This window comes from Bradyrhizobium sp. 170, assembly GCF_023101085.1.
Classification (GTDB): domain Bacteria; phylum Pseudomonadota; class Alphaproteobacteria; order Rhizobiales; family Xanthobacteraceae; genus Bradyrhizobium.
Window position 1 is genome coordinate 4,301,373 of record NZ_CP064703.1, and the last position, 25,940, is coordinate 4,327,312.

A 25,940-nucleotide genomic window follows, 5' to 3' on the forward strand; every position below is an offset into this window, starting at 1 on the left:
GCTCTGTCGTCTCAAGAACAATAATCAGGGGAGTTGCCGATGATCATGGAAATGCGCGTCTATCGCTGTCTGCCGGGGCGTTTGCCGGCGTTGATGAAGCGGTTCGATACGCTGACGCTGAAATTGTGGGACAAGCACGGCATCAAGCAGGCCGGCTTCTACACCACGCTGATCGGCACCTCCAATCAGGAGCTGACCTATTTCGTCGCGTGGGACTCGCTCGCCGACCGCGAAAAGAAATGGACCGCATTCCAGTCCGATCCCGACTGGATCGCCGGCCGCGCTAGAAGCGAGGAGGACGGCCAGATCATCGACAACATCGTCAGCCAGTTGCTGGTGCCGACGGCGTTCTCCGCGGTGAAATAGCCGCCGGCGCAACCCTGATATTCGGGGGTTAAACGGGGTTGATCCTGAAAGCGCGGACCGGCATGGTCCGCGCTCAATACGAAGGAAAATCCCTTGAACGCGAAACTCGATGCCGCTCCGGTTGTCACCGTTGGATCGGTCAAATTCGGCAACGACCTGCCGATTTCGATTATTGCCGGACCATGTCAGCTCGAGAGCCGCGCGCACGCGCTCGAAGTGGCGAGCGCGCTGAAGGAGATCGCCGGTCGGCTCAAGATCGGCCTCGTCTACAAGACCTCGTTCGACAAGGCTAACCGCAGCAGCGGATCGACTCCGCGCGGCATGGGCCTGGCGCAGGCGCTACCGATTTTTGCAGAGATTCGCTCGTCGCTGGGATTATCTGTCCTCACCGACGTGCATGAACCTCCGCAATGCGCCGAAGTTGCGCAAGCGGTCGACGTGCTGCAGATCCCAGCATATCTGTGCCGGCAAACCGATCTCCTGCTGGCGGCCGCCGCGACCGGCAAGGCCGTCAACGTCAAGAAGGGCCAGTTCCTCGCGCCGTGGGACATGGCCAATGTCGTCGCCAAAATCACCGGTGGCGGCAATCCGAATGTACTGGTCACCGAGCGCGGGGCGTCGTTCGGCTACAACACGCTGGTCTCGGACATGCGCGCGCTGCCGATCATGGCACGCACCGGCGCGCCCGTCATTTTCGACGCCACCCATTCGGTGCAGCAGCCGGGTGGGAAGGGGACGTCGTCGGGCGGCGAGCGCGAATTCGTCCCCGTGCTGGCGCGCGCGGCCGTCGCCGTCGGCGTCGCCGGCGTGTTCATCGAGACCCATCCCGATCCTGATCGCGCGCCGTCGGACGGGCCCAACATGGTGCCGCTGCGCGAGTTCGAAGCGTTGCTGAAGCGGCTGATGGCGTTCGACGCGCTGGCCAAGAACGCTTCGCCGTGACCGCCACCAGCGGCACGCCGCCGGCGCTCAATATCATTGCACTCGCGACCTTTTCGGCAGCCCTGTCCGCCCGCGCGCTGGATCCGGTGCTACCGCACGTGGCCGAGGATTTTTCGGTCAGCATCGCGACCGCCGCCAGTTTTGCTGCCGCGTTCGCCTTCACCTTTGCCATCATCCAGCCCGTGCTTGGCGCCGTCGCCGACATGTTCGGCAAAGCCCGCCTGATGGTCGTCTGCCTGGCGCTGCTTGGCCTCGCCAACATTCTCGGTGCGGTGGCGACGTCGTTCCCGCTGTTGTTTGCGTCCCGCATTCTAGCCGGTATCGGCTCGGGCGGCGTGTTTCCGATCGCGCTGGGGCTGACCAGCGATCTCGTCGGGCCTGAGAAGCGGCAGATCGCGATCGGGCGCACGCTGGCCGGCGCTATGACCGGTAATCTGCTGGGTGCCTCGGTGTCCGGCCTGATCGGAGACTTCCTCGGCTGGCGCGGCGTGCTCGCCGTGCTGGGTCTGATTGTCATGGTGGCCTCGATTGTGGTGGCCGTTGGATTTCGCGGCGCCGCGTTGACGCGTCCACCGCGAACCAGCCTGTCGGCCCTCAAGCAAGGCTATCGCACGATTTTCACCAACCCGAACGCACGCATTTGCTACGGGGCGGTGTTCATCGAAGGCTGCTGCGTGCTCGGACTGTTTCCCTTCATAGCCGCCTTCCTGTTCGAACTCGGCGAAACCTCGTTGTCGATCGCCGGCATCGTCATCGCGGGCTTCGCCGTCGGCGGGCTGTTCTACACCCTGACGGTGTCGCGTTTTCTGCCGTGGATCGGCGTCAATGGGATGATGATCGGCGGCGCAGCGTTGGTCGGTGTGCAGCTCATCGCGGTGGCGATGGGGCCGGAATGGAAGCTGCAAACGCTCAGCCTGATTTTCATGGGTTGGGGCTTCTACATGATCCACGGCAGCCTGCAGGTGTTCGCCAGCGAATTGTCGGCGGAAGCGCGCGCGACCGCGCTGTCGCTGCACGCGTTCTTTTTCTTCATGGGCCAGACCATCGGCCCGATCGCCTATGGTTTCGGCATCCAGCATGCCGGCAAGGTCCCGACCCTGCTGACCGCAGCGGCCGTCATGATCGCGCTCGGCTTTGTCTGCGCAAAACTGCTGCGCCAGACGCGGCCGGCGGACGCTGCGGCGGCGTAGCTGGTCTGCCGCACACGGCAATCCGCTGCGCAGATCACGAATGGGCTCAGCGCGTATTGAGAGTTGTCGACAACAGCTGTTGCGCCTGCCGGGTTGCTTCCGCAAAGGCGGCCTGTTTCGGCGCATTCTGCGTGAAGCAGCGCTTGTAGTCGTCCTCGCCCTTCTGGCGCAGATTTCCCAGTTTGTCGAAAGCCTTCCTGTCGACCTTCTCGAGCCGGAGGTCTTCTTCGGCCTGTTCGGCCTTTTTGTTGTAGCTGGTCCGGATGGCGGTGCAGGCCGGAATTTGCACCTTGGGATCGATCGACCCGTAGGCGACGTACACCTTGCCATTGGCGATCGCAGAGACGAACACGGTGTCGGCTGCGTTGGGAATGTCCGACTGGGTTCGGCCCGCCAGCATCCCATGCACGAAGGTCGCGCCATCAGGCCTTGCGATCGGCAGGGAATTGAAGTTCACCACCGCGGAGCCGCTCGATACCGCCTGGGTATAAAAACTCTCGTCCTTTAGCGCGGCGCCGATCTGCTGTGGCACGTTCTTGATGTCCTTGCCCCACCAGTCCTTGTGGGCGCGCAGCCATCGTTCGAACAGCCTCTGCGTCGTGACGATGATGTGCGCCTTCGGCGCGACAGACTTCCCGTCGGCGCCGTCCTGGCCGGCCTTCTGCTTCCCGGGCAGGGCATCGAAGCGCAGTCCGTCGAGCAGACCGAAACCTTCGTCGCCCTTGGAGAAGGTGTCGATGCTCAGCTTCGCCGGGCCAAAGCCCTCGCGTGCGGCCTCATTGAGAATAGCGCGCATCTGCGCCCCGAGGTCAGCAGTCGCGGCTTCCTCCGCTTTTCGCGCTGCGTCATCTGAATTACCGGCATCTAGATGGCCGAGATTTTCTCGATAGCCGCGTCTCGCGCGACGATGTAGCGCTCCTCAGTCGCTTTTGCTGGCGGTGCGGCCACAGCGTTCGAGATTGTGGCGGCGAGACAGAGCGGGGCAATCAGCCTGAGAATGACAGGGGAGGCATTGTGCATGTGCGGTGGTCGGTCGCAGAGGCCATCCGGTTCACGAAAATGGGCCTGATCGGCCTCGCGCGCGCAGGCCGCGCCTTATCGCTTGCCAAGTTTTCACATTGTGTAAAGATTGAACCGAGCTGATCGACCCCAGTGCGTTAGTCCCGTTGTGAACGGAGGATTGCCATGAGCGAGTCGATTCACCCCAGCGCGCCCCATCACCTGCCGTCTTTCATCACCGCACCGGGTGACACCGACGTTCTGATGGTCGCCGTCGGCATTTTTCTGATCGTCGCCGTTCTCGCGGTCGGTAATTTCTATTTGCACCTGCACTCGTTGCCGGAGCGGATAGCCCACAAGTCGCAGAAATTCCAGTTTGAAATCGTGGCCGTGCTGGGCCTGCTGTCGCTGTTCACGCACAACCACTTGTTCTGGGTGATGGGCCTGTTCCTCGCCATGATCGACCTGCCGGACTTCAGCACGCCGCTGCGCAGAATTGCAGGATCGGTCGAGAAGATGGCTGGCGTTCCGCCTGAACCGGACCCAACCGAGGCGCCAGTTGGGGACACGGCGCACGCTGTCGCAACGGGCGAGGCCAAGGCCCGCATCGAGAAGGCCGGTGGCGCCAAGAGCGAGGTGCACAGCCATGCTTGAGCTGCTTCTCTGCTCCCTTTTGACAATATTTCCGGACTATCTCTATCGCCGCTACCGGCAGGGCAAGCGCATCGGCCACGAGATCACGCTCTATTCGGTCTGGTTCGAACTGCGCTTTGGCATCATCGCCTGCCTGATGCTCACGGTCTCGCTGATCACGATGATCTTCTATTACCACCCGTCGACCACGTCGGCGACGTTGTTCTATCGGACCATTCCGATTGTGCCCGAAGTAGCCGGCCGAGTCGCGGAGGTTAACGTCGAACTCAGCGCGCCCGTCAAGCAAGGTGACGTGATTTTCAGGCTTGATAGCGCCAAGCAGGAAGCGTCGCTACTGACAGCCAGGCGCAAGATCGCCGAAGTCGATGCCGCCATGCTGGCAGCGCAAGCTGACATCCTCAAGGCGGAAGGCCAGCTTCAGGAGGCAAAAGGCGCGCTGCAGCAGGCGCAGGACGAACTCGACACCAAAAGCGAACTGCAGAAGCGCAACCCCGGAATCGTGCCGCAACGCGACATCGAAAAGCTCACGGTGGCCGTTGCGGGTCGCCAGGGCAGCCTCGACGCCGCGTCCGCTTCCAAACAGTCCGCGATGACGCGACTGACCGCTCTGCTACCGGCGGAGAAGGCGAGCGCAGAGGCGGCGTTGGCCGAAGCGCAGGTCGATCTGGACAAGACGTTTATTCGCGCCGGTGTCAACGGACGGGTCGAGCAGTTCGGTCTGAGGCGGGGTGATATCGTCAATCCAATGATACGGTCGGCCGGCGTTCTGATTCCCGAGGGTGCCGGACGGCGTGCTCTGTCGGCAGGGTTTGGGCAGATCGAGGCTCAGGTCATGAAGGTCGGAATGGTGGCCGAGGCCACCTGCATTTCCAAGCCGTGGACGGTCATTCCCATGGTGGTTACCGGCGTGCAGGACTACATCGCGGCGGGCCAGTTCAGGGGCGGCGAACAACTGGTTGAGGCGCAGCAGGTCGTGCGTCCAGGTACCATTCTCGTTTTCATGGAACCGATCTACAAGGGCGGGCTGGAGGGCGTGACGCCGGGCAGCAGTTGTATAGCCAACGCCTATACCAGCAATCACGAACTGATCTCGTCAGGTAAAGTCGGTTCATTCAAGAGCTTTGCGTTGCACGTCGTCGATGCCACCGGACTGGTGCACGCGATGCTGCTGCGCATTCAGGCCTTGCTGTTGCCGGTCAAGACGCTGGTGCTGAGCGGGCATTGAGCCCGCGAAGCTCCGAAGTTGATGCAGGTTTGATGAAAGATAGTTGAGTGTCAGAGGCAGAGAATGTTCTCCTCAAAACCAAGCGCATCACGATCGATCGGTCGCAAATGCGTGGCATCGAGGCAGCGGTAACCACAATCCTCAAGGCGTTCAATGATCCGTCTGCCGTCCAGCGGCTTGGGGCGATTCAGATCGGTGAGGATCTCGCACAGGATCGGCACTTTGCGACCGCTCTTTGCCAGCACGCCTTGCATGCCGTCGAAGACCTCAGCCTCGAAACCTTCGACATCGATCTTGATAAGGCCGACGCGATCGAGATCGATTTTCCGCTCGCGTACATAACTATCGAAGGCGATAACCTCAACGGTGATATTTTCCGTGAGCTCGCTGGCGTGGTCGAGGAAGCCGGTAGCAAGTGAACTCGACCCGATATTGATATCGTAATTGTCGAAATTCTCCGCGCGTGGCGCGACGACGGCCATCGTGAAGGCGCCAGGCCGCGCGCCGCAGGCAACCTGATTGGCGATGACCCGATAATCGGGATTGAGCTCGGCGAGCCGTCGGACAAAGGTGAAATATTGCGGCACCGGCTCGAAGGCGTGCACCTCGCCGCTCTGGCCCACGAGCGACAAGCTATAGGCCGACCAGTAGCCGCAATTGGCGCCGATATCGACGAAGATATTGCGAGGAGCCAGGCAGCGCTTGAAGATGCGTTCGAGAAACATTTCGTGGGTATGGAAAAAGTACTTCTTCATCAGCCGATGCAATGACATGTCGATCTCGTGATGCACGCCGTTGAAGCGCGCGGTCGCGAGGCCCGTCGGCGGCGTTCTGAACTGCTCGATCGCGCGGCGGTGTACGATATCGGCAAGCCCGAGCGGATCGCTCGATGCATATTTCAGGAGGAAGCGGGCGGTCTTCCGAGCAATCATGGCGGGCTCACGAACTTGATGTTGTGAACATGCGGACAATCTGTGCCCGACAGTTGGACCAATCTGTGGCGTCAATCGTTCGAGAGTGCTTTTTCTCAACCGTGCATTTTCTGCGCCTGCGATGTATGCAATCATCGTTGTCGCGGCCGTTTATTTCTCCATTGAGCCTCACTGGAGGCGTCTTCTGAAAATTCCGCGCGCGCAGCAGAAGGCGTTCAAGCCATGCCCGAACGCTTGGCGCGCCTAACCCCGCCCGCGATAGGGCGCAACGCCTTGGTCGGGCACCCACATGTCCTTGGGCAATTTGCCGGCCTGCCAGAACACGTCGATCGGGATGCCGCCGCGCGGATACCAGTAGCCGCCGATGCGAAGCCATTTCGGCTTGATCTCGGTTGCAATCCGCTTGCCGATCATGACCGTGCAATCCTCGTGGAACGCGCCGTGGTTGCGGAAGCTGGCGACATAGAGCTTCAGCGATTTGGATTCCAGCAGCCACTGGCCCGGCACATAGTCGATCACAAGATGCGCGAAATCAGGCTGGCCCGTCACCGGGCAGATCGAGGTGAATTCCGGCGCGGTGAAACGAACCAGATAATTGGTATCCGCCTGCGGATTGGGCACGCGATCGAGCTGCGCCTTTTCCGGGCTGTCCGGCCATTCCACGGCGCGGCCGAGCTGCAATGATTTCTGCAATGATTTCTTGGCCATCATGATCGTCCTTTGCGACGGATGGCATGGACGCAACCAGCGTGGCCGTCAACCGCTAGCGCGATGCAGGATCTTCGAGAAACCGCACCAGCGCCTGTCGCTCGGCCACGTCCTCGATCCCGCGCATCGACATCCACAATCCCGGAAACATCGCGGCGGGATCGGTGAGGAAGGCTTCGAGGCGTTTTGCGTCCCAGCGCAAGCCCTCGTCGCGCGCCTTGCGCAGTACCGGCGAATAGTCGAATTCCGCGGCTCCGCCGATGGCGCGGCCGATCACGCCTGAGAGATTGGGGCCGGGCAGGTTGCGCTCAGCCGGATCGAGGCTGTGGCAGGCGCGGCAGGGCGCGAACGCCCGCATGCCGTTTTCCTCCGCGATAGCGGGAGCCGGCAGGAGAAGCGGCAACAGCAGCAGGATTGCAAACAATCTCACGCAGGCGCGACCGTCTGGATCATGACGAGGCGATCGTTGCCGGATTCGCCGCCCCAGGTTTCGCCGGGCCGGCCGTCGAGCTGGCGCACATTCGCGCCCGATTTGTCGCTCGGGAACGCATTGAACTTTTCCGTCACGGGATCGAAGCGCACGATCGCATTGGCGCCGAAATCGGTGACCCAGACCTTGTCCTTGTCGTCGACGTAAACAGCGTAGGTGCGCGGATTGCTGCCGGGCAGCTTCCAGGCTTTCCAGGAGCCGTCGGCGGGATCGTGCACCGACACATTGCCGCTGTTCCATTCGCTGACCCAGATCCGGCCCTTGGAGTCCGACCACACCCGGCGTGCGCCTTGATTGGGCGTCGGCGGCTCGACCACGGTCGCGTTGCCGGTCGCCAGATCGATTTTGGCAATGTGGTTGCCGGCGAGCGAGGCGTACCAGATGTCGCCCTTCGGCGTAACCGTCATGCCGTAGGTGCCGCGCCCGCGCGGCGACTTGAACACGGTCATGTCGCCCGATTTCGGGTCGAGCCGGCCATAGATGCCGGATTGGCCGGTGAACCAGTAGATGCCGTTCTTGTCGAACACGGCGGTGTTGAGGTTGGCGTAGGTTTCCTTTTCGGGCAGGCGGAACAGGGTCACCTTGTGGTCGCCGGGGTCGACGCGCGCAATCGCGTTCTGGCCGCCCTCGGTCACCCAGGGAGCTCCATCAGGGCCGATGATGACGCCATGGGGAGCTGCCCCTTTGCCGAGGTCGACCAGTTTGTAGGAGCCGTCGCGCGGGTCGAGACGTCCCAACGTGCCGTTGCGCTGGCCGCAGAACCAGATCGTGCCGTCGGGGGCAGGGGTGGTGTCGCGGGAGCCCATGCCTGATTTGACTGGATAATATTTGACGCGGAACGGGCCTTCCTGGGCGTCGGCGTGGCGCAGGAAGGCGGGCGCAGCGAGGATTCCACCGGCGGCGGTTCCAAGAAACTGGCGGCGATTCATTGCGTTACCCCGACTTATGAACGTGAAGGTTTGGACGCTGAGATCAACCTTGGAGCAGTCTATCCTGACCCAATCCTACCGTCCGGAAAAGGCGGCCCGTGAAGCGTTCACATTTGCTTGCTTGCCGTGTAAGACGCCCCCGAACCTGACCCACCACTCCCAGGAAAGAGCAGACATGACCGCCATCGTCGACATCATTGGCCGCGAAATTCTCGATAGCCGGGGCAATCCCACCGTTGAAGTCGATGTGGTGCTGGAAGACGGCTCGATCGGCCGCGCGGCGGTGCCGTCGGGCGCTTCCACCGGCGCGCATGAGGCGGTCGAACTGCGGGACGGCGACAAGAAGCGCTATCTCGGCAAGGGCGTGCAGAAGGCGGTCGAGGCCGTCAACGGCGAAATCTTCGAGGCGCTGAGCGATCAGGCCGTCGAGGAGCAAGTGCAGATCGACCAGATCATGATCGATCTCGACGGCACCCCGAACAAGAGCCGGCTGGGCGCCAACGCCATCCTCGGCGTCTCGCTGGCCTGCGCCAAGGCGGCGGCCGAATCCTTCGACATGCCGCTCTATCGCTATGTCGGCGGCACCTCGGCGCGCACCCTGCCGGTGCCGATGATGAACATCATCAATGGCGGCGCGCATGCCGACAACCCGATCGATTTCCAGGAATTCATGATCCTGCCGGTCGGCGCCGCGAGCTTCGCCGAGGCGCTGCGCTGCGGGTCGGAAATCTTCCACACGCTGCGGGGCGAACTGAAAAAGGCCGGCCACAACACAAATGTCGGCGACGAGGGCGGCTTTGCGCCGAATATCCCGTCGGCGGACGCCGCGCTCGAGTTCGTGGTGAGCGCGATCGGCAAGGCCGGGTACAAGGCGGGCAGCGACGTGATGCTCGGGCTGGATTGCGCGGCGACCGAGTTCTTCAAGGACGGCGCTTACGTCTATGGCGGCGAGAACAAGACCCGCTCGCGCTCCGAGCAGGCGAAGTATCTCGCCGATCTCGTCTCCCGTTATCCGATCGTCTCGATCGAGGACGGCATGTCCGAGGACGACATGGACGGCTGGAAGGAATTGACCGACCTGATCGGCAACAAGTGCCAGCTGGTCGGCGACGATTTGTTCGTCACCAACGTCACCCGCCTTGCCGATGGCATCAAGAATGGCCGCGCTAATTCGATCCTGATCAAGGTCAACCAGATCGGCACGCTGACGGAGACGCTCGCCTCCGTGGAGATGGCTCACAAGGCCGGCTACACCTCCGTGATGTCGCACCGTTCCGGCGAGACCGAGGACTCCACCATCGCCGATCTCGCGGTCGCCACCAATTGCGGCCAGATCAAAACCGGATCATTGGCGCGCTCCGACCGCACCGCCAAGTACAACCAGCTCCTGCGTATCGAACAGCAACTCGGCGAGCAGGCGAAATATGCCGGCAAAGCGGTGTTCAAGGCACTGGCGTAAGAGGTGCGCGCCCCGTTACTGAACCGCGGTCAAGCGACCAATCCAGGTACAGTTCGCCGCCACGTTGGAGCCGGGCCGAGATCCGCTCAATGTCGTCGTCCCATCTCTCTGGATCGCCATGAATAAGCTGGCGGGGTGGCCGATCTGGCAATCCGGCAAGGGAAGGGAGCTTTCCTGGTATGCGCCGGACGATTGGTCAAGTTGGTAAAGCTGAATTTTGTCATTGAGCGCGCACGCGACAAGGACGCGGCCCTGCGGAGTGACCCCAACCGCCGGTGAGCACCCTTTCCAACTGCGCGCCGACGTTTCAACTGCAATAATTGTATCAGGCAGTAACGTGCTCCAAAGAAGCTGTCCCTCTGTGCTGATCTTCGCAATCGCGACGGGCTGAGCATCAAATAATCCGGTCCAGTTCGAGGCCACATAAATCGCGTCATCTGTTGTGACCACAAAGACTTTCCCAAAATAGCTATGTTGCGATTTGTTGATAGAGTCTCGGATGCGGATATGAGCAAGCTGCTTTCCTGTTCCATCAAGGATCCAGGTTGTGACGTGTTGACCCGATCCAGTTGCCTCGAACCCGACCACCGCGAGCCTGTCTTCGGGGAGCGACGCGATCATCCCGCCGAGGTCATTGCCTAACGGGCGTGCCCACAATTGAGCCCCGTCGGGGCCAATCCGCGCTACTCGTCCACCCGATCGGTCGCTACCGAACACGGCCACATCGCCCGTTGCCAACGAACCAATGCTCCAGATCGCCCTTTGGCCACCGTTGCCATAAGCCATTTCCCAAACCGGCTTGCCGGAGGCATCGACCTTCGCAAGATACGCATCGCTGTGGGGGGCTGAAGCGATGTCACGGAATGCATTGCTGTAGCCGCCCAGCCATATCTCGCCCGACATTCCAGCCGCCAGCGCGGATACGTAGGGCGTTTGAGTGGGTCCACTGAAGATTCGGGAAACAAGACCTCCGCCGCCAGCCGGTTGCGCCCCCTTCAGATTCAGGGGGACTGCATTGCCAGGACGGGTCTGATCGATATCAGTGATCAGCACCTGGGAGCGTACCCCGGACGCGATGCGGCTTGCGAGAAACGCGAAGCGACCATCGGGAAATGCGCCCTGTGCGTTCAAGATCAGGCCGGCGGTCGTTGGTCCGCCTGGCGGGCGTGACGGATCAACCACAATTGGCGAGGAATATAACACTTCTAGTCTGAACGCTTGCCCCGCCAAGGCGCCCCAGGTCGCAAATATCAAGCTGGCAAGACTGATAGCAATTGCCGCGACGACTTGCATTGCTCGGTCCAAGGGATCAAGTAGCGGGATCAGACAAATGTTATCGGAATATTGTGACCGAAGCGACCTTGCGTTTCCAGGCCAACGTGAGAACACTCCGGCCGAATTCGGTTGAACCGAAGATGGGAGATTTACGATGAGTGACGGCAAAAGCGGGCTGCAACTGCGCTCGCTGCTCAAGAAGAGCGGCGAACTCGAACTGTCGCTGGTGGACGTCCCGACGCCTGAGCCGGCCGACGACGAAGTCGTGGTCCGGGTCGAGGCCACGCCGATCAACCCGTCCGATCTCGGGCTCCTGATCGGCCCGGCCGACATGTCGACCGCCAAGGTTTCAGGCAGCGAGGACACGCCCGTGGTCACCGCAAAAATGCCGGAAGCCGCCCTGCGGATGATGGCGGCGCGGCTCGATCAATCGCTCCCGGTGGGCAATGAAGGCGCCGGCGTGGTGATCAGGACCGGATCGTCGGATGCCGCCAAGGCGCTGATGGGCAAGAATGTCTCGATGATCGGCGGCGCGATGTACACGCAGTACCGCACCATGAAGGTGCGGGACGTGATGGAGCTTCCCGCAGGCACCACGCCTGCCGACGGCGCGTCATGGTTCGTCAATCCGCTGACCGCGCTCGGCATGACCGAGACCATGCGGCGCGAAAATCACAAGGCTCTGGTGCACACCGCAGCCGCGTCGAACCTCGGGCAGATGCTCAACAAGATCTGCATCAAGGACGGCATCGGTCTCGTCAACATCGTGCGCAGCAAGGAGCAGGCGGATATCCTGCACAAGATCGGCGCCAAATATGTCGTCGATTCCACTGCAGATAGCTTCATGGACGATCTGACCAACGCGCTGGTGGAAACCGGCGCAACGATCGCGTTCGACGCCATCGGCGGCGGCAGGCTCGCGGGACAAATCCTCACCTGCATGGAGACCGCGGCCAACAAGACCGCCAAGGAATACAGCCGTTACGGCTCGAACGTGTACAAGCAGGTCTATATCTACGGCAGCCTCGACAACCGTCCGACCGAATTGAGCCGGGCGTTCGGCTTGACCTGGGGCGTCGGCGGCTGGCTGCTGACGCCGTTCCTGCAGAAGATCGGCCCCGCCGAAATCGGCCGCTTACGCCAGCGCGTCGCTTCCGAACTCAAGACCACCTTTGCCAGCCATTACACGCAAGTTGTGTCGCTGCAGGAGACGCTGCAGCTCTCCAACATCGCGATCTACAACAAGCGCTCCACCGGCGAGAAATTCCTGATCAACCCGAACAAGGGCTGACGTGCCCGTGTTTATCTGCACGAACAGGCCGCCCTTCAGGCGGCCTGTTTTCTTGCATGGGGTGCACGGAGTTCTCCCGAGCCGGTCATAAAGATAAGTTGATGCACTTGCATCTTTTCCCTCGATCTGGCTTAAGTGCGGCCGGCGCTTTTGCTTCACAAGGGACACCCAATGGCCACCCATACCATCGTCACGATCGTCGGCTCGCTTCGCAAGGAGGGTTTTTCGATCAAGATCGCCAATGCGCTCGCAAAGCTGGCGCCGGCTTCGCTGAAGCTCGACGTCACCACGCTAGGCGGCCTTTCCTTCTTCAACCAGGATCTGGAAGCGGCACCGCCGGCCGACTGGCTGGCGTTCCGCGAAAAGCTGCAGCAGTCGAACGGCGTGCTGTTCGTGACGCCCGAATATAACCGCTCGATCCCCGGCGTCCTGAAGAACGCGATCGACGTCGGCTCGCGCCCCTACGGGAAGAGCTCGTTCCTCGGCAAGCCCGTCGGCATCATCAGCAATTCCCCCGGCGCGCTCGGCGGCGTCAACGCGGCCAAGCATTTGCAGAACATCTTGCCCGGCATTACTGGTCCGATCCTTGGCCAACCCGAGATCTACCTGAACGGTGTCGGCGACGCCTTTGACGACAAAGGCCAGCTCGTCAAGGAATCGGTGCAAAAGGTGCTGCAGCAATATCTCGAAGCGTTTGCGGCGTTCATCGAGAAGCAGAACAAGTAAACGGCGCCAGCCCCGTCATTGCCTGTGACAAACGCGAAGCGTTTGCACAAGGGAGCGTAGCGACGAAGCAATCCATCCATTATGCCGCGGCATGGATTGCTTCGCTTCGCTCGCAATGACGGCGGCGCCATCATCGCCCACACCCGCCGTCTTAGGATTCCATTAACCTGACCGTCGCATCTTGCGGGGCATGGTCTCCCGCACCCGCCTGAAATCCATCCTGACCGGCCTCGCCCTCTATACGGTGGCGGCGCTGATGGTCGGCTATTTCGGGGTCAACGCGTATACCGGCAAATACGGGTTGAACGCGCGCCAGGAACTGGATCAGGAGATCATCGCGCTCACCTCGGAACTGGCGCGGCTGAAGCGGGAGCGGGCGCAGGGCGAGCAGCGGGTTTCGCTGTTGCGGTCCAACCGGGTCGATCCTGACATGCTGGACGAGCGCGCGCGCTTCCAGCTCGACTACGCCAATCCGCGCGATTTGGTCCGGACCATCAAGCCGAACTGATTTTCAAACCGATGTCACGGACACCGCCGTCGTTGGCTTGATGTCCGCATGTCAGTCCGCAAATTTCAAAAAACTACAAAATCGATTTCGAAAATGTCTCGCCGCGCTGCAGTGCGGCATAGCAATATTTTCTCCAGTGCACGCAATCCTTTCACGCCGGTTTGAGTTGGGTTAGAGAGGGCTGATCCGTCTCTCTCTCTCACCCGGAATTGCCATGGCTGCACCCAAGAAAAGCGTCGTCGCGAAGGAAACAGAGCAGGAGAAGGCAAGCGGGTCCCCACCGGAATTCACCAAGGCGCAGGAACTGGCGGCGCTGCGGGACATGTTGCTGATCCGGCGCTTTGAGGAAAAGGCCGGCCAGCTCTACGGCATGGGTGCGATCGGCGGTTTCTGCCATCTCTATATCGGCCAGGAGGCCGTGGTGGTCGGAATGCAGATGGCCCTGAAGCAGGGCGATCAGGTCATAACGGGATACCGCGACCACGGCCACATGCTGGCATGCGGGATGGAAGCCAACGGCGTCATGGCCGAGCTCACCGGTCGTCGCGGCGGCTATTCCAAGGGCAAGGGCGGCTCCATGCATATGTTCAGCATGGAAAAGAATTTCTACGGCGGCCACGGCATCGTCGGCGCCCAGGTCTCGCTCGGAACGGGTCTGGCCTTCGCCAACCGCTACCGCGGCAATGATTTCGTCAGCGTCGCCTATTTCGGCGACGGCGCTTCCAACCAGGGCCAGGTCTACGAGAGCTTCAACATGGCGGAGCTGTGGAAGCTCCCCGTGATCTACGTGATCGAGAACAACCGCTACGCCATGGGCACGTCGGTGACGCGCTCCTCGGCCCTGACCGATTTTTCCAAGCGCGGCGCCTCCTTCAACATTCCGGGCCAGCAGATCGACGGCATGGACGTCCGCGCCGTCAAGGCGGCGGGCGACGAGGCGGTCGCCTGGTGCCGCGCGGGCAAGGGCCCCTTCATCCTGGAAATGCAGACCTATCGCTACCGCGGCCACTCGATGTCGGACCCGGCGAAGTACCGGACCCGCGAAGAGGTCGAGAAGATCCGCACCGATCAGGATCCGATCGAGCAGGTTCGCAACCGCCTCTTGGCCGCCAAGGTCACCGAGCAGGAATTGAAGGCCATCGACGCCGAGGTGCGCGAGATCGTCAATGCGTCGGCGGATTTCGCCCAGCGCGATCCCGAGCCCGATCCGTCGGAGCTTTGGACCGACATCTACCGCTAAATTTCAAGACACGCGCAGAACAAACCAGAGCATGATCTGGAGTGGAAACCGGTTTTCCGAAAAGATCATGCTCAAACGATCTAAAGAGTGATTCCGGGAGCCGATATGCCCATTCAAGTGCTGATGCCTGCGCTTTCGCCCACGATGGAGAAGGGCAACCTTGCCAAGTGGCTGAAGAAGGAAGGCGAGACCATCAAGTCGGGCGATGTCATCGCCGAGATCGAGACCGACAAGGCGACGATGGAAGTCGAGGCGACCGATGAGGGCACGCTCGGCAGGATATTGATCCCCGAAGGCACCGCCGACGTCGCGGTCAATACGCCGATCGCGACCATTTTGTCCGACGGCGAGAGTGCTGCCGATCTCGGCAAGGCACCCGCACCCGCGCAAGCGGCGAAGGCCCCGGAATCAGCACCATCAGCCGAAGCCAAGGCGGAGGCGCCCCAGCCGAAGGCCGAGGCAAAGGCGCCGCCGGCCGCGGTCGCCGAGCCCGATCCGGAAATCCCGGAAGGCACCGAGATGATCACCCAGACCATCCGTGAAGCCTTGCGCGATGCGATGGCCGAGGAGATGCGGCGCGACGGCGACGTGTTCGTGATGGGCGAAGAGGTCGCCGAATATCAGGGCGCCTACAAGGTCACCCAGGGCCTGTTGCAGGAGTTTGGCGCACGGCGCGTGATCGATACCCCGATCACCGAGCACGGCTTTGCCGGTGTCGGCGTAGGTGCTGCGATGTCGGGGCTGAAGCCGATCGTCGAATTCATGACGTTCAACTTCGCCATGCAGGCGATCGACCAGATCATCAACTCCGCGGCCAAGACGCTGTACATGTCGGGCGGCCAGATGGGCTGCTCGATCGTGTTCCGCGGCCCGAACGGCGCCGCCGCTCGCGTCGCCGCCCAGCACAGCCAGGATTACTCGGCCTGGTACTCGCAGATTCCGGGGTTGAAGGTGATCGCGCCGTTCTCGGCCGCCGATTACAAGGGGCTGTTGAAGGCCGCGATCCGCGATCCCAACCCGGTCATCTTCCTCGAAAACGAAGTGTTGTATGGCCACACCGGCGAGGTACCAAAACTCGACGACTACGTGATCCCGATCGGCAAGGCGCGGATCGTGCGGTCGGGCAAGGACGTGACGCTGATCTCGTGGTCGAACGGCATGACCTACGCGCTGAAGGCCGCCGACGAACTCGCCAAGGAAGGCATCGAGGCCGAGGTGATTGATCTGCGCACGCTGCGCCCGATGGATACCGAGACCATCGTTGCCTCCGTGAAGAAGACCGGCCGCGCGGTGACGGTGGAAGAGGGCTGGCAGCAGTCTGGCGTCGGCGCCGAGATCGCCGCTCGCATCATGGAGCACGCCTTCGATTATCTTGACGCGCCGGTGGCGCGGGTGTCCGGCAAGGACGTGCCGATGCCTTATGCGGCAAACCTCGAAAAGCTCGCATTGCCCAACGTGGCCGAGGTGGTCGCGGCCGCCAAAGCCGTCGCCTATCGGTAGGTCGATATGGCCGGTCCCAACGAACAGCCGTTGCCGCCCGACGTCATCGGCCGCGAGGACGCCGTCGAAGTGCTGCGCGCGTTCGTCGTCGATGGCGGGCTCTCGATCGCGTTCCAGCGCGCGTTCGAGGAGCCCGACATGTGGGGCCTGCTTCTGGTCGATATCGCGCGCCACGCTGCCCGCGCCTATGCCCGCGAGAGCGGCTACACCGAAGACGAAGCGCTGACGCGTATCGTCGACATGTTCGAAGCCGAGATCAATCGGCCGACCGATGTGGGCTCCACCACGTCCCGGTCGCAACAGGGTCACTGACAATGCCGATCAACATTTTGATGCCCGCGCTGTCGCCCACGATGGAAAAGGGCAACCTTGCCAAATGGCTCAAGAAAGAGGGCGACAAGGTCAAGTCCGGCGACGTGATCGCGGAGATCGAGACCGACAAGGCGACGATGGAAGTCGAGGCGGTCGACGAGGGCACGATCGCAAAAATCCTGGTGCCTGAAGGTACGCAGGATGTGCCGGTCAACGATATCATCGCGGTTTTGGCTGGCGACGGCGAGGACGTGAAGGCGGCAGGGGCCGGAGCAGGGGTCGCGCCGGCACCAAAGGCCGCCGAAGCGCCCGCCGCAAAACCGGCACCGGCGCCTGCCGCCGCGCCAAAACCCGCAGCAACTGGGCCGACGCAGGCTGCTGCGCCGCAGGCGGCGGCTTCCGCTTCGCAGGCCAACGGCCACGGCCGTGTATTCTCGTCGCCACTGGCCAGACGTCTCGCCAAGGACGCGGGCATCGATCTGGCGCGCATCAACGGCTCCGGCCCGCACGGCCGCATCGTCGCCCGTGATGTCGAGGGCGCGAAATCCGGCAAGGGCCTTAAAGCGCCCGCCGCCGCGCCCGCAGGTGGCCCCAGCATCGCACCGTCGATGTCGGACAAGCAGATCCTCGCGTTGTTCGAGGAGGGCTCCTACGAGGTCGTGCCGCATGACGGCATGCGCCGCACGATTGCGCAGCGCCTTACCGCCTCGGTACAGACCGTGCCGGTTTTCTACCTGACGATGGACTGCGACATCGGCAAGCTGCTGGTCGCCCGCGAGGAGATCAATGCCGCCGCACCGAAGGACAAGGAAAAGAAGCCGCTCTACAAGCTCTCGGTCAACGATTTCGTCATCAAGGCGATGGCGGTCGCGCTGCAAAAAATTCCGAATTGCAACGTGAGCTGGACCGAAGGCGGCATGCTCAAGCACAAGCATTCCGACATCGGCGTGGCCGTCGCGATGCCAGGCGGCCTGATTACGCCGATCATCCGCAAGGCGGAGACCAAGACGCTGTCCACTATCTCAGCCGAGATGAAGGACTATGCGGCGCGCGCGCGGGCGCGAAAACTGAAGCCGGAAGAATATCAGGGCGGCACCACGGCGGTGTCGAATCTGGGCATGTACGGCATCAACCACTTCACCGCCGTGATCAATCCGCCGCAGGCGACGATCCTGGCCGTCGGCACCAGCGAGGAGCGCCCGGTCGTCCGCAGCGGCAAGATCGAGATCGCGCAGATGATGAGCGTGACGCTGTCCTGCGATCACCGCGCTATCGACGGCGCGCTCGGCGCCGAGCTGATCGGCGCCTTCAAGCAGCTAATCGAAAACCCCGTGATGATGATGGTGTGATAGCCGTCATTGCGAGCGCAGCGAAGCAATCCATCTTACTCGCGACAATGTGGATTGCTTCGTCGCATCAGCGCAAAATTGCTCTTGCAATTTTGTCGCGAGCTCCTCGCAATGACCGGAGAAACGTGATGGTCGCACGATGAAAACGAGCGAGTAGCCAATGGCCGACACATCCTTTGACGTCATCATCATCGGCTCCGGCCCCGGCGGCTACGTCACCGCGATCCGCGCCGCCCAGCTCGGCTTCAAGACGGCGATCGTCGAGAAATCCTATCTCGGCGGCATCTGCCTGAACTGGGGCTGCATCCCGACCAAGGCGCTGTTACGATCCGCCGAGATCTACCACTACATGCAGCACGCCAAGGATTACGGGCTTTCCGCCGAAAAAGTCTCGTTCGATCCGAAGGCCGTCGTGGCGCGCTCACGCGGCGTCTCGAAGCGCCTCAATGACGGCGTCGGCTTCCTGATGAAGAAAAACAAGGTGACGGTGATCTGGGGCGACGCCTCGATCGACGCGCCCGGCAAAGTCACAGTGAAGAAGTCCCAGGTCGAAGCACCAAAGGGCGCGCTGGGCGAGGGGGCATATCAAGCAAAACACATCATCGTCGCTACCGGCGCGCGGCCGCGCGTGCTGCCGGGGCTCGAGCCCGACAAGAAACTGGTCTGGACCTATTTCGAGGCGATGGTGCCGGAGCGGATGCCGAAATCGTTGCTGGTGGTAGGTTCCGGCGCGATCGGCATCGAGTTCGCCTCGTTCTTCCACACCATGGGCGCCGATGTCACGGTGGTCGAGGTGCTGCCGCAGATCCTCCCTGTCGAGGACGCCGAGATCGCGGGCCTTGCGCGCAAGCAGTTTGAGAAGCAGGGCATCAAGATCCTCAGCAACACCAAAGTCACAAAACTCGAGAAGAAGGCCGACAGTGTCGTCGCCACCATCGACGACGGCAAGAAGCCGCAGACGGTCGAGTTCGAGCGGGTGATCTCCGCCGTCGGCGTGGTCGGCAATATCGAAGGTCTCGGGTTGGAGAAGGTCGGCGTCAAGACCGACCGCGGCGTCGTCGTGATCGACGGCTACGGCAAGACCAACGTGCCCGGCATCTACGCCATCGGCGACGTCGCGGGGCCGCCGATGCTGGCCCACAAGGCCGAGCATGAAGGCGTGGTCTGCGTCGAGGCGATCAAGGGCCTGCATCCGCATGCCATGGACAAGAACCTCATTCCGGGTTGCACCTATTGCCATCCGCAGGTCGCTTCCGTCGGTCTGACCGAGGCGAGGGCGAAAGAGGGCGGACGCGAGATTCGCGTCGGCCGTTTCCCGTTCGTCGGCAACGGCAAGGCGATTGCACTCGGCGAGGATCAGGGCCTGATCAAGGTGATCTTCGACAAGAAGACCGGGCAACTGCTCGGCGCGCACATGATCGGCGCCGAGGTGACCGAACTGATCCAGGGCTATGTCGTCGCCATGAACCTGGAGACCACGGAAGAGGAACTGATGCACACGATATTCCCGCATCCGACCCTGTCGGAGATGATGAAGGAAGCCGTGCTGGATGCCTATGGGCGCGTGCTGAATATGTAAGGTGTGATCGCTCCGGTCGCGCCCAACGAGAAACGAAAGATCAATCCGTGAAAGACAACGACAATCTTCGCATCGAACGTCCGACGTTCGTGACCCATCTCGAATGCGCGATGGAGGGCGATCACTATCCCGCCGATCAGATCCATAACCTCTCGAAAGCAGGCAAGCCGCTGCTGGTGCGTTACGACCTGGCGGGCGTGAAGAAGGCGCTGACCAAGGAGGCGCTCAGCGAGCGTCCCGCCGATATGTGGCGCTACCGCGAGCTGCTGCCGGTCCGAAAAGTCTCCGATATCGTCAGCCTCGGCGAAGTCATGACGCCGCTCATTCGCCTGCCGAAGCTTGGCAAGAAGCTCGGCGGGGCTGAGATCATTGTGAAGGACGAGGGACGCCTTCCGACCGGCTCGTTCAAGGCCCGTGGCCTGGTGATGGCGGTGTCGATGGGCAAGGCGCTCGGTATCACGCACATGGCGATGCCGACCAACGGCAATGCCGGCGCGGCGCTGGCGGCCTACGCCACCTCCTGCGGCATCAGGACCACGATCTTCTGTCCGGCCGATACGCCGGAAGTGAATGTCAGCGAGATCGAACTGCAGGGCGCCACCGTCTATCGCGTCAACGGCCTGATCGACGATTGCGGCAAGATCGTCGGCGAGGGGAAAGCAAAAGCGGGCTGGTTCGACACCTCGACGCTGAAGGAGCCGTACCGGATCGAAGGCAAGAAGACGATGGGGCTGGAGCTCGCCGAGCAGCTCGGCTGGGAAATGCCCGACGTGATCTTCTATCCGACCGGCGGCGGCACGGGCCTGATCGGCATGTGGAAGGCTTTTGCCGAACTGGAAGCGATCGGCTTCATCGGCGCGAAGCGGCCGCGGATGGTCGCGGTGCAGGCGTCGGGCTGCGCGCCGATGGTGCGGGCCTTCGAGAACGGCACCGAGCACGCGCCGCGCTGGGAAGATGCCCACACCATCGCGTCCGGCATCCGCGTGCCGCAGGCGGTCGGAGATTTTTTGATCCTTCGCGCGGTCCGCGAGAGCAAGGGATTTGCGATCGCGGTGCCGGATGAGAAGATTTCTGCTGCGCTCAACGAAGTGGCGCGCGAGGAGGGCTTGCTGTTGTGTCCGGAAGGGGCGGCAACGTATGCTGCTTACCAGCAAAGCCTTGCCGACGGCCGCGTGACGAAAAACGATCGTGTCATGCTGTTCAATTGCGCGACAGGGCTTAAATATCCGCTGCCGCCGGTCACGCGCACGCTCGATCGACACCAGCCGATCGACTACGCAAAGCTCTGACTGTCGCGCGGCGGAATGCGATGGGAGCACGAGATGCGAAAGATCCTTCTGGCCGTGTTTGCGATGTTGGCGTTGAGCAGTGCAGCGGCCGCGCAAAACTTTCCATCGCGTCCCATCACCATCATTGTGCCGTTCTCCGCCGGCGGCCCGTCGGATGCGATGGCGCGGATTCTCGCCGAGCGCATGAAGGTCTCGCTCGGCGAGCAGCTCCTGGTCGAGAACGTGACAGGGGCGGGCGGATCGGTCGGGGTCGGCCGCGCGGTGCGCTCGCCGCCTGACGGCTACACGATCAGTTTCGGCCATCTTGGCACCCACGTTGCCAACGGCGCGATCTACAAGCTCGGCTACGATCTCGTCACCGATCTCGAACCGGTTGCCTTGCTGCCGAGCAACCCGATGATCATCGTCAGCAAGAAAGAGGTCCCGGCAACGTCGCTGAAGGAATTCCTGGCGTGGCTGAAGGCGCAGCCGTCGCCGCCGACGGCCGGCACCGCGGGCGCGGGCTCCGGAAGCCACATCGCCGGGCTCTATTTCGAGAGCGTCGCCGGCGTCAAGCTGCAATACGTGCCGTATCGCGGCACGGGACCCGCGATGAACGATCTCGTCGCCGGCCAGATCGACCTGATCGTCGACCAGACTTCGAACTCGATCGGGCAGGTGCGCGCCGGCAACATCCGCGCCTATGCCATCACCGATAGCAAGCGCGTTGAGTCTGCCTCCGATATTCCGACTGTCGATGAAGCTGGACTGCCCGGATTCCACATGACGCTGTGGTCCGGCCTTTGGGTGCCCAAGGGCACGCCAAAGGACGTCGTCGCAAAGCTGAATGCCGCGGCGGTTGACGCCCTGAACGATCCGGCTGTGCGCAAGCAGCTCGAAAACCTCGGTCTGCAGATGCCGCCGAAGGACAAGCTCGCACCCGAAGCGCTCGGCGCCTGGCAGAAGGCCGAAATTACAAAATGGTGGCCGATGATCAAGGCCGCCAACGTTAGGGTGGACTAGCTCCGGATGCGCACGCGGACGAATGTGCAAGACCGGGGGCGGGGAACCTACCGGTAGCGCGGACGTTAGCGCTCTTACGTATACGGAGCGCACAATGGCTGACAATGACAATCGACGGAAGGGCACAATCGGGCTCATTCTCGGCGGAATCATCGCTGTGGCTGCCGCGGCATTCATTCTCACCGGCGGGCAATTGGGCGGGGTTAAAGAAGTGACCAACGATGCTGACCTTGCGCCGGTCGCGCCCGGAAAGAAATAGCGTGGATCACCAGTTCGTCATGTGCGACTGGGTCCCACTGGAACCTCCCAGTTTGAGCTGATGGGAGCGACATCATCTCCATGACGTAACGTCGTTCCTCAAGACTTCGCCGTTGCAGGTAATCTTGTATCTACGCATCGCCAATACTGGGCTCGAACGGACCAGGTTCGGAGAAGCCCTCGATCGATTCGACCTTCGCGTAGTTCTCGGCGATGCTCTCGGGTGTCAGATGTGCGTCGTAGAAGCCAAGTCCCATGACGATAGCGATACGTTGGATTGCTCCGGCTCCCACGTTGTAGATGCGGTTCGTCTCCGAACAACTATCGCTTGCCAGCCAAACGATCGCTGGCGCAATAGCCCCAACCGGCATGGTGCGCCTTCCATCTGCTTCAGCCAAGCGGGATCCCGCGGCCGGGTGCATCCTCGTGTACCCGACTGGCGAAATGGTGTTCACGAGAATCCCATGCTCAGCACCTTCAATTGCAAGAATGCGCATCAATCCGACTACTGCGCACTTGGCCGCCGCATAGGTGGCTTGGCCACGTAATCCGAACAGGCCGCTGACTGACGTCGTGAGGATGATCTTCCCATAGCGCTGTGCGACCATATAGGGCCAGGCAGCCTTCACCGTGTTAACCGGCCCGCCGAGGTGCACGCGCCAATAGTGATCGAAATCATCAAGGGTGGCGTCCTTGAATAGCTGGCTTCCGCAGATACCAGCGTTGTTCACGAGAAGGTCTATTCTCCCGAAATGCTCGATGGTCGTCGCGATCAGGTCACTGCCACCTTCAGGGGTGGAAACGTCGCTGTCATTCGCGATTGCCTCGCCTCCACGTGACCGAATGAGGTCGGCCACCTGTTCCGCTATCTTGGAGTCCTTCCCGGATCCCGATACGTCGGTGCCCAGGTCGTTCACCACGACCCGGGCACCGCGTTCGGCGAGAAGTTCGATATATGCCCGCCCCAGCCCGCGGCCTGCCCCAGTCACAACCGCGACCTTCCCCTCTAACGAAATTCGTTCAGTCATCTCGCTATCCTCTTCCGACAAGATTCAACTAAGGGCTTGCCGCGCCAGTTCTGGCTGATGAAGGCGAACATGCGATGCTCGATGCGGTTCCACTTGCTGGTACCGGGCGGGTAATGGATGATGCAGACGGCCAGGCCAGTTTGATGCGATCGAACGCTTTCGACGGGGCGGCCAACCGGCGATCTCTGTCGACACCAAAAAAAGGAGCTGGTCGGTGACTTCAAGAACAGCGGCCGGGAGCTGCGGCGCAAAGGCCGGCCCAAGCTGCCCGTCACAACTTCACCGGCCGGCGGCCGCCTCGGCGGTCGGCAGCGGCGCCGCATTCACCTCCTGCGTCACGACGCGCTGGTCGGTCTTCGATGCCACCGCGGTGTCGTTGTCAAACCGCACGCGATAGACCGCCAAATTCTCCATCACCCGCTGGACATAGTTCCGCGTTTCGGAAAACGGAATCCGCTCGACCCAGTCGACCGCATCGACCTGGGGATCACGCGGATCGCCATGGGCCTTGACCCAGTCCCGCACCCGGCCCCGGCCGGCATTGTAGCCGGCAAAGGTCATGATGTGGTTGCCCTTGTATTCGCGCAGCAGCGCGCTCAGTTCGCCGGCGCCCATTTGCGTGTTGTAGACCGGGTCGGAAACCATGCGGTCCCAGTCATAGCTGATGCCAAAGCGCTTGGCGGTATCGCGTCCCGCTTCCGGCGTCACCTGCATCAGGCCGACCGCATTCGCCGCAGACTTGTCGCGCTGGTCGAACGCGCTCTCCGTGCGCGCCACCGAATAAATCATGCTGTGCTCGATCTCGGGGGCGAGCTGGCGATGCGGCGGAATCCCGATGGTGGGAAAGGCGTAATGGTCGAGCGGCAGTCCGCGGCCGAGCGAGGGCTTTCCGACCTGCAGCATCGCGCGGGCGTCGTTGCGGCGGCCGGTGAGCTCGCCGAGCGCTTCGAGCAGGGCAATATCAGAGCTTTGTTCGCCGAGATCGGCGGCAAAATAGAGCACGACATCGCGTTCGCCGATCTCGTACAGCATATCGGCGGCGCGCACGCGTTCGTCCGTGGCCGAAGCATCGGCGGACGCGAGAGCGGGCGAGGGCGCGCGCAGTTCGATCTGGTCTCGGCCAAGCCTGGCGCGCGCCAGCTGGCCGTAATAGGCGGTCGGGTAGCGGGCGGCCGCTTCATAGCTCGCACGCATCGCATCCGTCTGGCCCAGGGCTTCGGCCGCGCGCCCGCGCCAATAGTTCGCCCGTGCCAGCACGATCGGATTGGCCTGTCCCTCATCGATGTGGGCGAAATGCCGGGCGGCGGTGGCGGGATCGTCGAGATAGCGCAAGGCGATCCAGCCGCACATGAAGTGGACGTCGGCCCGGTAATATTCATTGGCCGGCGCTGCGGCGGGGCGGACCACATCGTAGGCGGTCTGGAACTTGCCCTGATCAAGCAGCTTGCGGGCGAGCATGCGCCGCTCGCGCCACCATTGATCGGTGTCCTGCAGCGCCATCGTCTCCGGTGACGCCGCCACCATCAGGCGGGCGGCGTCATCGATTCGGTCTTTGGCGAGCATCCACTGGATGCGGCAAAGGGTGTAGCCGAGATCCTGCCGTGCCTCGGCTGCGACATCGTCGAGCGCATCCAGCGCCTTGTCCGCTTTTCCCCTGACGGCGGCACAGGCCTTCACGATCGCAAGCTCATCGTCGCCGAGGCGCTTCGCGGCGCGCTTCGCGCCGGCGAGGTCCTTGGCGCCGATGCGCCTGTCCATGCGTGCACGGTGGTCATCGCGGTTGAGAAAATCGCGGAACGTCTCGAACACCGCGGCCTCCAGAGGCTCCGACAATTCGTCCGACCGCCATGCGTCGCGCGCCAGCCGAGCCGCGCCGTCCCGATCACCCTCCGCGAGCAGCACGCGCGCCAGCGCCAACTTGCCCTTGGCACTTGTGGGCCGATCGCCAATGAAGCCGCGAACCGTCGCCGCATCGCCGCGCTGCTCCCACAGCCGCGCCTCCGCGCGTCGACGCAGCAACGCGGTGCTCGGCCATTCCGGATTAGCGGCGATGAACGCCGCGTAGCGGCCGAAAGTCGCTGTCGTCTCCGGGCGGCGCAGGATGAACCACTCGACGAGCTTCTGCGCCGCCGGATCCGCGATCCTGTTTCTTATGGCCGTCGCCTCTTCGGTCTTTGCCTTGCGCGCGAGATCGATGGCTTCCTTCACCAGCGCAAGATCGCCCGTCAGCGGAGCGACGGCCTCCCGGGGAGCAGGCGAAGCCTCCGACGGCTTCGGCTTGCGCTGTGCTGAAGCGTGTTTGGCGTGCCGACGTTTCCCGGACGCAGCGCTTCGATGAGGACGAGCCTCCTTCACGTGCGACTTCCTGGTCGATTCGTGCGCCTTCTGGGTGTGTGGCTTATGGCTGGTCCGCGCGGTCGCATCCGTCGAGAAGAGGGCGAGCCCAGCTACCGTGAAAAAACAGGACAGCGAGTGTAAGCACCGGTTCATTCCATGGTCCCCTGCGAAACCCACGTCACAAACGCCGTCAAAGCCAAGAGATCGCATCAAGAGATCGCACGATGCGCGTGGCCCTGACCTGTTCGAAAGGTGCCACAACGCCCGAGGCGCTATTGTCACTTCTGGGCAACAAACGCGCGCAAAATGAGGCGAATGGAACCCAATAGTTCCCGGCGTAGCGCCGCGCAGT

25 protein-coding genes and 1 pseudogene are annotated in these 25,940 nt (G+C 62.3%); 17 read left to right on the top strand and 9 right to left on the bottom strand.

Annotated elements, in window-relative coordinates; all coding sequences use genetic code 11:
- The first annotated feature begins 39 nt into the window (after nt 1–39).
- The 3 genes from IVB05_RS19880 (at nt 40) to IVB05_RS19890 (ending at nt 2,498) form a co-directional block, all read left to right on the top strand.
- Nucleotides 40–366, top strand: a complete 327-nt coding sequence (locus tag IVB05_RS19880) for an NIPSNAP family protein (protein ID WP_247786290.1) — start codon at nt 40–42, stop codon at nt 364–366.
- 93 nt (nt 367–459) lie between these two features.
- Nucleotides 460–1,308, top strand: a complete 849-nt coding sequence (kdsA, locus tag IVB05_RS19885) for a 3-deoxy-8-phosphooctulonate synthase (protein WP_247786291.1) — start codon at nt 460–462, stop codon at nt 1,306–1,308.
- A complete protein-coding gene (locus IVB05_RS19890) occupies nt 1,305–2,498 on the top strand; it encodes an MFS transporter (protein ID WP_247786292.1) in 1,194 nt (397 codons plus the stop codon). Before kdsA ends, IVB05_RS19890 begins: the two co-directional genes overlap by 4 nt.
- 46 nt (nt 2,499–2,544) lie before the next feature.
- On the opposite strand, the gene IVB05_RS19895 is transcribed toward IVB05_RS19890, so the two are convergent.
- Nucleotides 2,545–3,294: a hypothetical protein gene (locus IVB05_RS19895; protein ID WP_247786293.1), complete on the bottom strand. Its 750-nt coding sequence runs from the start codon at nt 3,292–3,294 to the stop codon at nt 2,545–2,547.
- A 389-nt stretch (nt 3,295–3,683) separates the two neighbouring features.
- On the opposite strand from IVB05_RS19895, the gene IVB05_RS19900 reads away from it, so the two are divergent.
- Together IVB05_RS19900 and IVB05_RS19905 are read left to right on the top strand one after the other, a co-directional pair.
- Entirely contained in the window at nt 3,684–4,151 is a 468-nt protein-coding gene (locus tag IVB05_RS19900) for a hypothetical protein (RefSeq protein WP_247786294.1), read from the top strand.
- Nucleotides 4,144–5,376, top strand: a complete 1,233-nt coding sequence (locus tag IVB05_RS19905; protein WP_247786295.1) for a biotin/lipoyl-binding protein — start codon at nt 4,144–4,146, stop codon at nt 5,374–5,376. Before IVB05_RS19900 ends, IVB05_RS19905 begins: the two co-directional genes overlap by 8 nt.
- A 50-nt stretch (nt 5,377–5,426) precedes the next feature.
- Here IVB05_RS19905 and IVB05_RS19910 read toward each other — a convergent pair whose 3' ends face one another.
- The 4 genes from IVB05_RS19910 to IVB05_RS19925 form a co-directional block, all read right to left on the bottom strand.
- Nucleotides 5,427–6,308, bottom strand: a complete 882-nt coding sequence (locus tag IVB05_RS19910) for an FkbM family methyltransferase (protein ID WP_247786296.1) — start codon at nt 6,306–6,308, stop codon at nt 5,427–5,429.
- A 243-nt stretch (nt 6,309–6,551) separates the two neighbouring features.
- Entirely contained in the window at nt 6,552–7,016 is a 465-nt protein-coding gene (queF, locus tag IVB05_RS19915) for a preQ(1) synthase (protein ID WP_247786297.1), read from the bottom strand.
- 55 nt (nt 7,017–7,071) lie between these two features.
- A complete protein-coding gene (locus IVB05_RS19920) occupies nt 7,072–7,446 on the bottom strand; it encodes a c-type cytochrome (protein ID WP_247786298.1) in 375 nt (124 codons plus the stop codon).
- The gene (locus IVB05_RS19925) at nt 7,443–8,435 is read right to left on the bottom strand and encodes a lyase (protein ID WP_247786299.1); all 993 of its coding nucleotides are present in this window, start codon (nt 8,433–8,435) and stop codon (nt 7,443–7,445) included. Before IVB05_RS19925 ends, IVB05_RS19920 begins: the two co-directional genes overlap by 4 nt.
- 175 nt (nt 8,436–8,610) lie before the next feature.
- Here IVB05_RS19925 and eno point away from each other — a divergent pair, with 175 nt between their 5' ends.
- Entirely contained in the window at nt 8,611–9,894 is a 1,284-nt protein-coding gene (gene eno / locus IVB05_RS19930; RefSeq protein ID WP_247786300.1) for a phosphopyruvate hydratase, read from the top strand.
- A 15-nt stretch (nt 9,895–9,909) separates the two neighbouring features.
- Here eno and IVB05_RS19935 read toward each other — a convergent pair whose 3' ends face one another.
- Complete coding sequence (locus IVB05_RS19935) at nt 9,910–11,187, bottom strand: hypothetical protein (RefSeq protein WP_247786301.1); 1,278 nt, start codon at nt 11,185–11,187, stop codon at nt 9,910–9,912.
- A gap of 136 nt (nt 11,188–11,323) precedes the next feature.
- Between IVB05_RS19935 and IVB05_RS19940 the strand changes: the two genes are divergently transcribed.
- The 11 genes from IVB05_RS19940 to IVB05_RS19990 all read left to right on the top strand — a co-directional run bounded on the left by IVB05_RS19940 (nt 11,324) and on the right by IVB05_RS19990 (nt 22,224).
- Nucleotides 11,324–12,460, top strand: coding sequence for a zinc-binding dehydrogenase (locus tag IVB05_RS19940; RefSeq protein WP_247786302.1), 1,137 nt, complete (start codon nt 11,324–11,326; stop codon nt 12,458–12,460).
- Between the two features lie 171 nt (nt 12,461–12,631).
- Nucleotides 12,632–13,186 carry an NADPH-dependent FMN reductase gene (locus tag IVB05_RS19945; protein ID WP_247786303.1) on the top strand — a complete coding sequence of 185 codons (555 nt, stop codon included), beginning with the start codon at nt 12,632–12,634 and terminating at the stop codon, nt 13,184–13,186.
- A gap of 190 nt (nt 13,187–13,376) precedes the next feature.
- The gene (locus IVB05_RS19950) at nt 13,377–13,694 is read left to right on the top strand and encodes a septum formation initiator family protein (protein WP_247786304.1); all 318 of its coding nucleotides are present in this window, start codon (nt 13,377–13,379) and stop codon (nt 13,692–13,694) included.
- Between the two features lie 214 nt (nt 13,695–13,908).
- Entirely contained in the window at nt 13,909–14,934 is a 1,026-nt protein-coding gene (pdhA, locus tag IVB05_RS19955; RefSeq protein ID WP_247786305.1) for a pyruvate dehydrogenase (acetyl-transferring) E1 component subunit alpha, read from the top strand.
- 105 nt (nt 14,935–15,039) lie between these two features.
- Nucleotides 15,040–16,434 (top strand): pyruvate dehydrogenase complex E1 component subunit beta, encoded by a 1,395-nt coding sequence (locus IVB05_RS19960; protein WP_247786306.1) that lies wholly within the window; start codon nt 15,040–15,042, stop codon nt 16,432–16,434.
- A 6-nt stretch (nt 16,435–16,440) separates the two neighbouring features.
- The gene (locus IVB05_RS19965; RefSeq protein WP_247786307.1) at nt 16,441–16,746 is read left to right on the top strand and encodes a DUF5076 domain-containing protein; all 306 of its coding nucleotides are present in this window, start codon (nt 16,441–16,443) and stop codon (nt 16,744–16,746) included.
- A 2-nt stretch (nt 16,747–16,748) separates the two neighbouring features.
- Nucleotides 16,749–18,095, top strand: coding sequence for a pyruvate dehydrogenase complex dihydrolipoamide acetyltransferase (locus IVB05_RS19970; RefSeq protein WP_247786308.1), 1,347 nt, complete (start codon nt 16,749–16,751; stop codon nt 18,093–18,095).
- Between the two features lie 160 nt (nt 18,096–18,255).
- Nucleotides 18,256–19,674: a dihydrolipoyl dehydrogenase gene (gene lpdA, locus IVB05_RS19975; protein WP_247786309.1), complete on the top strand. Its 1,419-nt coding sequence runs from the start codon at nt 18,256–18,258 to the stop codon at nt 19,672–19,674.
- A 47-nt stretch (nt 19,675–19,721) separates the two neighbouring features.
- Complete coding sequence (locus IVB05_RS19980; protein ID WP_247786310.1) at nt 19,722–20,963, top strand: threonine synthase; 1,242 nt, start codon at nt 19,722–19,724, stop codon at nt 20,961–20,963.
- Between the two features lie 33 nt (nt 20,964–20,996).
- On the top strand, nt 20,997–21,965 hold the full coding sequence (locus IVB05_RS19985; RefSeq protein WP_247786311.1) for a tripartite tricarboxylate transporter substrate binding protein BugD: 969 nt from the start codon (nt 20,997–20,999) through the stop codon (nt 21,963–21,965).
- 94 nt (nt 21,966–22,059) lie between these two features.
- Entirely contained in the window at nt 22,060–22,224 is a 165-nt protein-coding gene (locus IVB05_RS19990) for a hypothetical protein (RefSeq protein WP_247786312.1), read from the top strand.
- Between the two features lie 130 nt (nt 22,225–22,354).
- Here IVB05_RS19990 and IVB05_RS19995 read toward each other — a convergent pair whose 3' ends face one another.
- The 3 genes and pseudogenes from IVB05_RS19995 to IVB05_RS20005 form a co-directional block, all read right to left on the bottom strand.
- On the bottom strand, nt 22,355–23,251 hold the full coding sequence (locus tag IVB05_RS19995) for an SDR family NAD(P)-dependent oxidoreductase (RefSeq protein ID WP_247786313.1): 897 nt from the start codon (nt 23,249–23,251) through the stop codon (nt 22,355–22,357).
- A 26-nt stretch (nt 23,252–23,277) separates the two neighbouring features.
- Nucleotides 23,278–23,400 (bottom strand): annotated as a pseudogene (locus IVB05_RS20000) (ISAzo13 family transposase); the annotation flags it as partial.
- 130 nt (nt 23,401–23,530) lie between these two features.
- Nucleotides 23,531–25,741 carry a lytic transglycosylase domain-containing protein gene (locus tag IVB05_RS20005; protein WP_247786314.1) on the bottom strand — a complete coding sequence of 737 codons (2,211 nt, stop codon included), beginning with the start codon at nt 25,739–25,741 and terminating at the stop codon, nt 23,531–23,533.
- Nucleotides 25,742–25,940 lie beyond the last annotated feature (199 nt).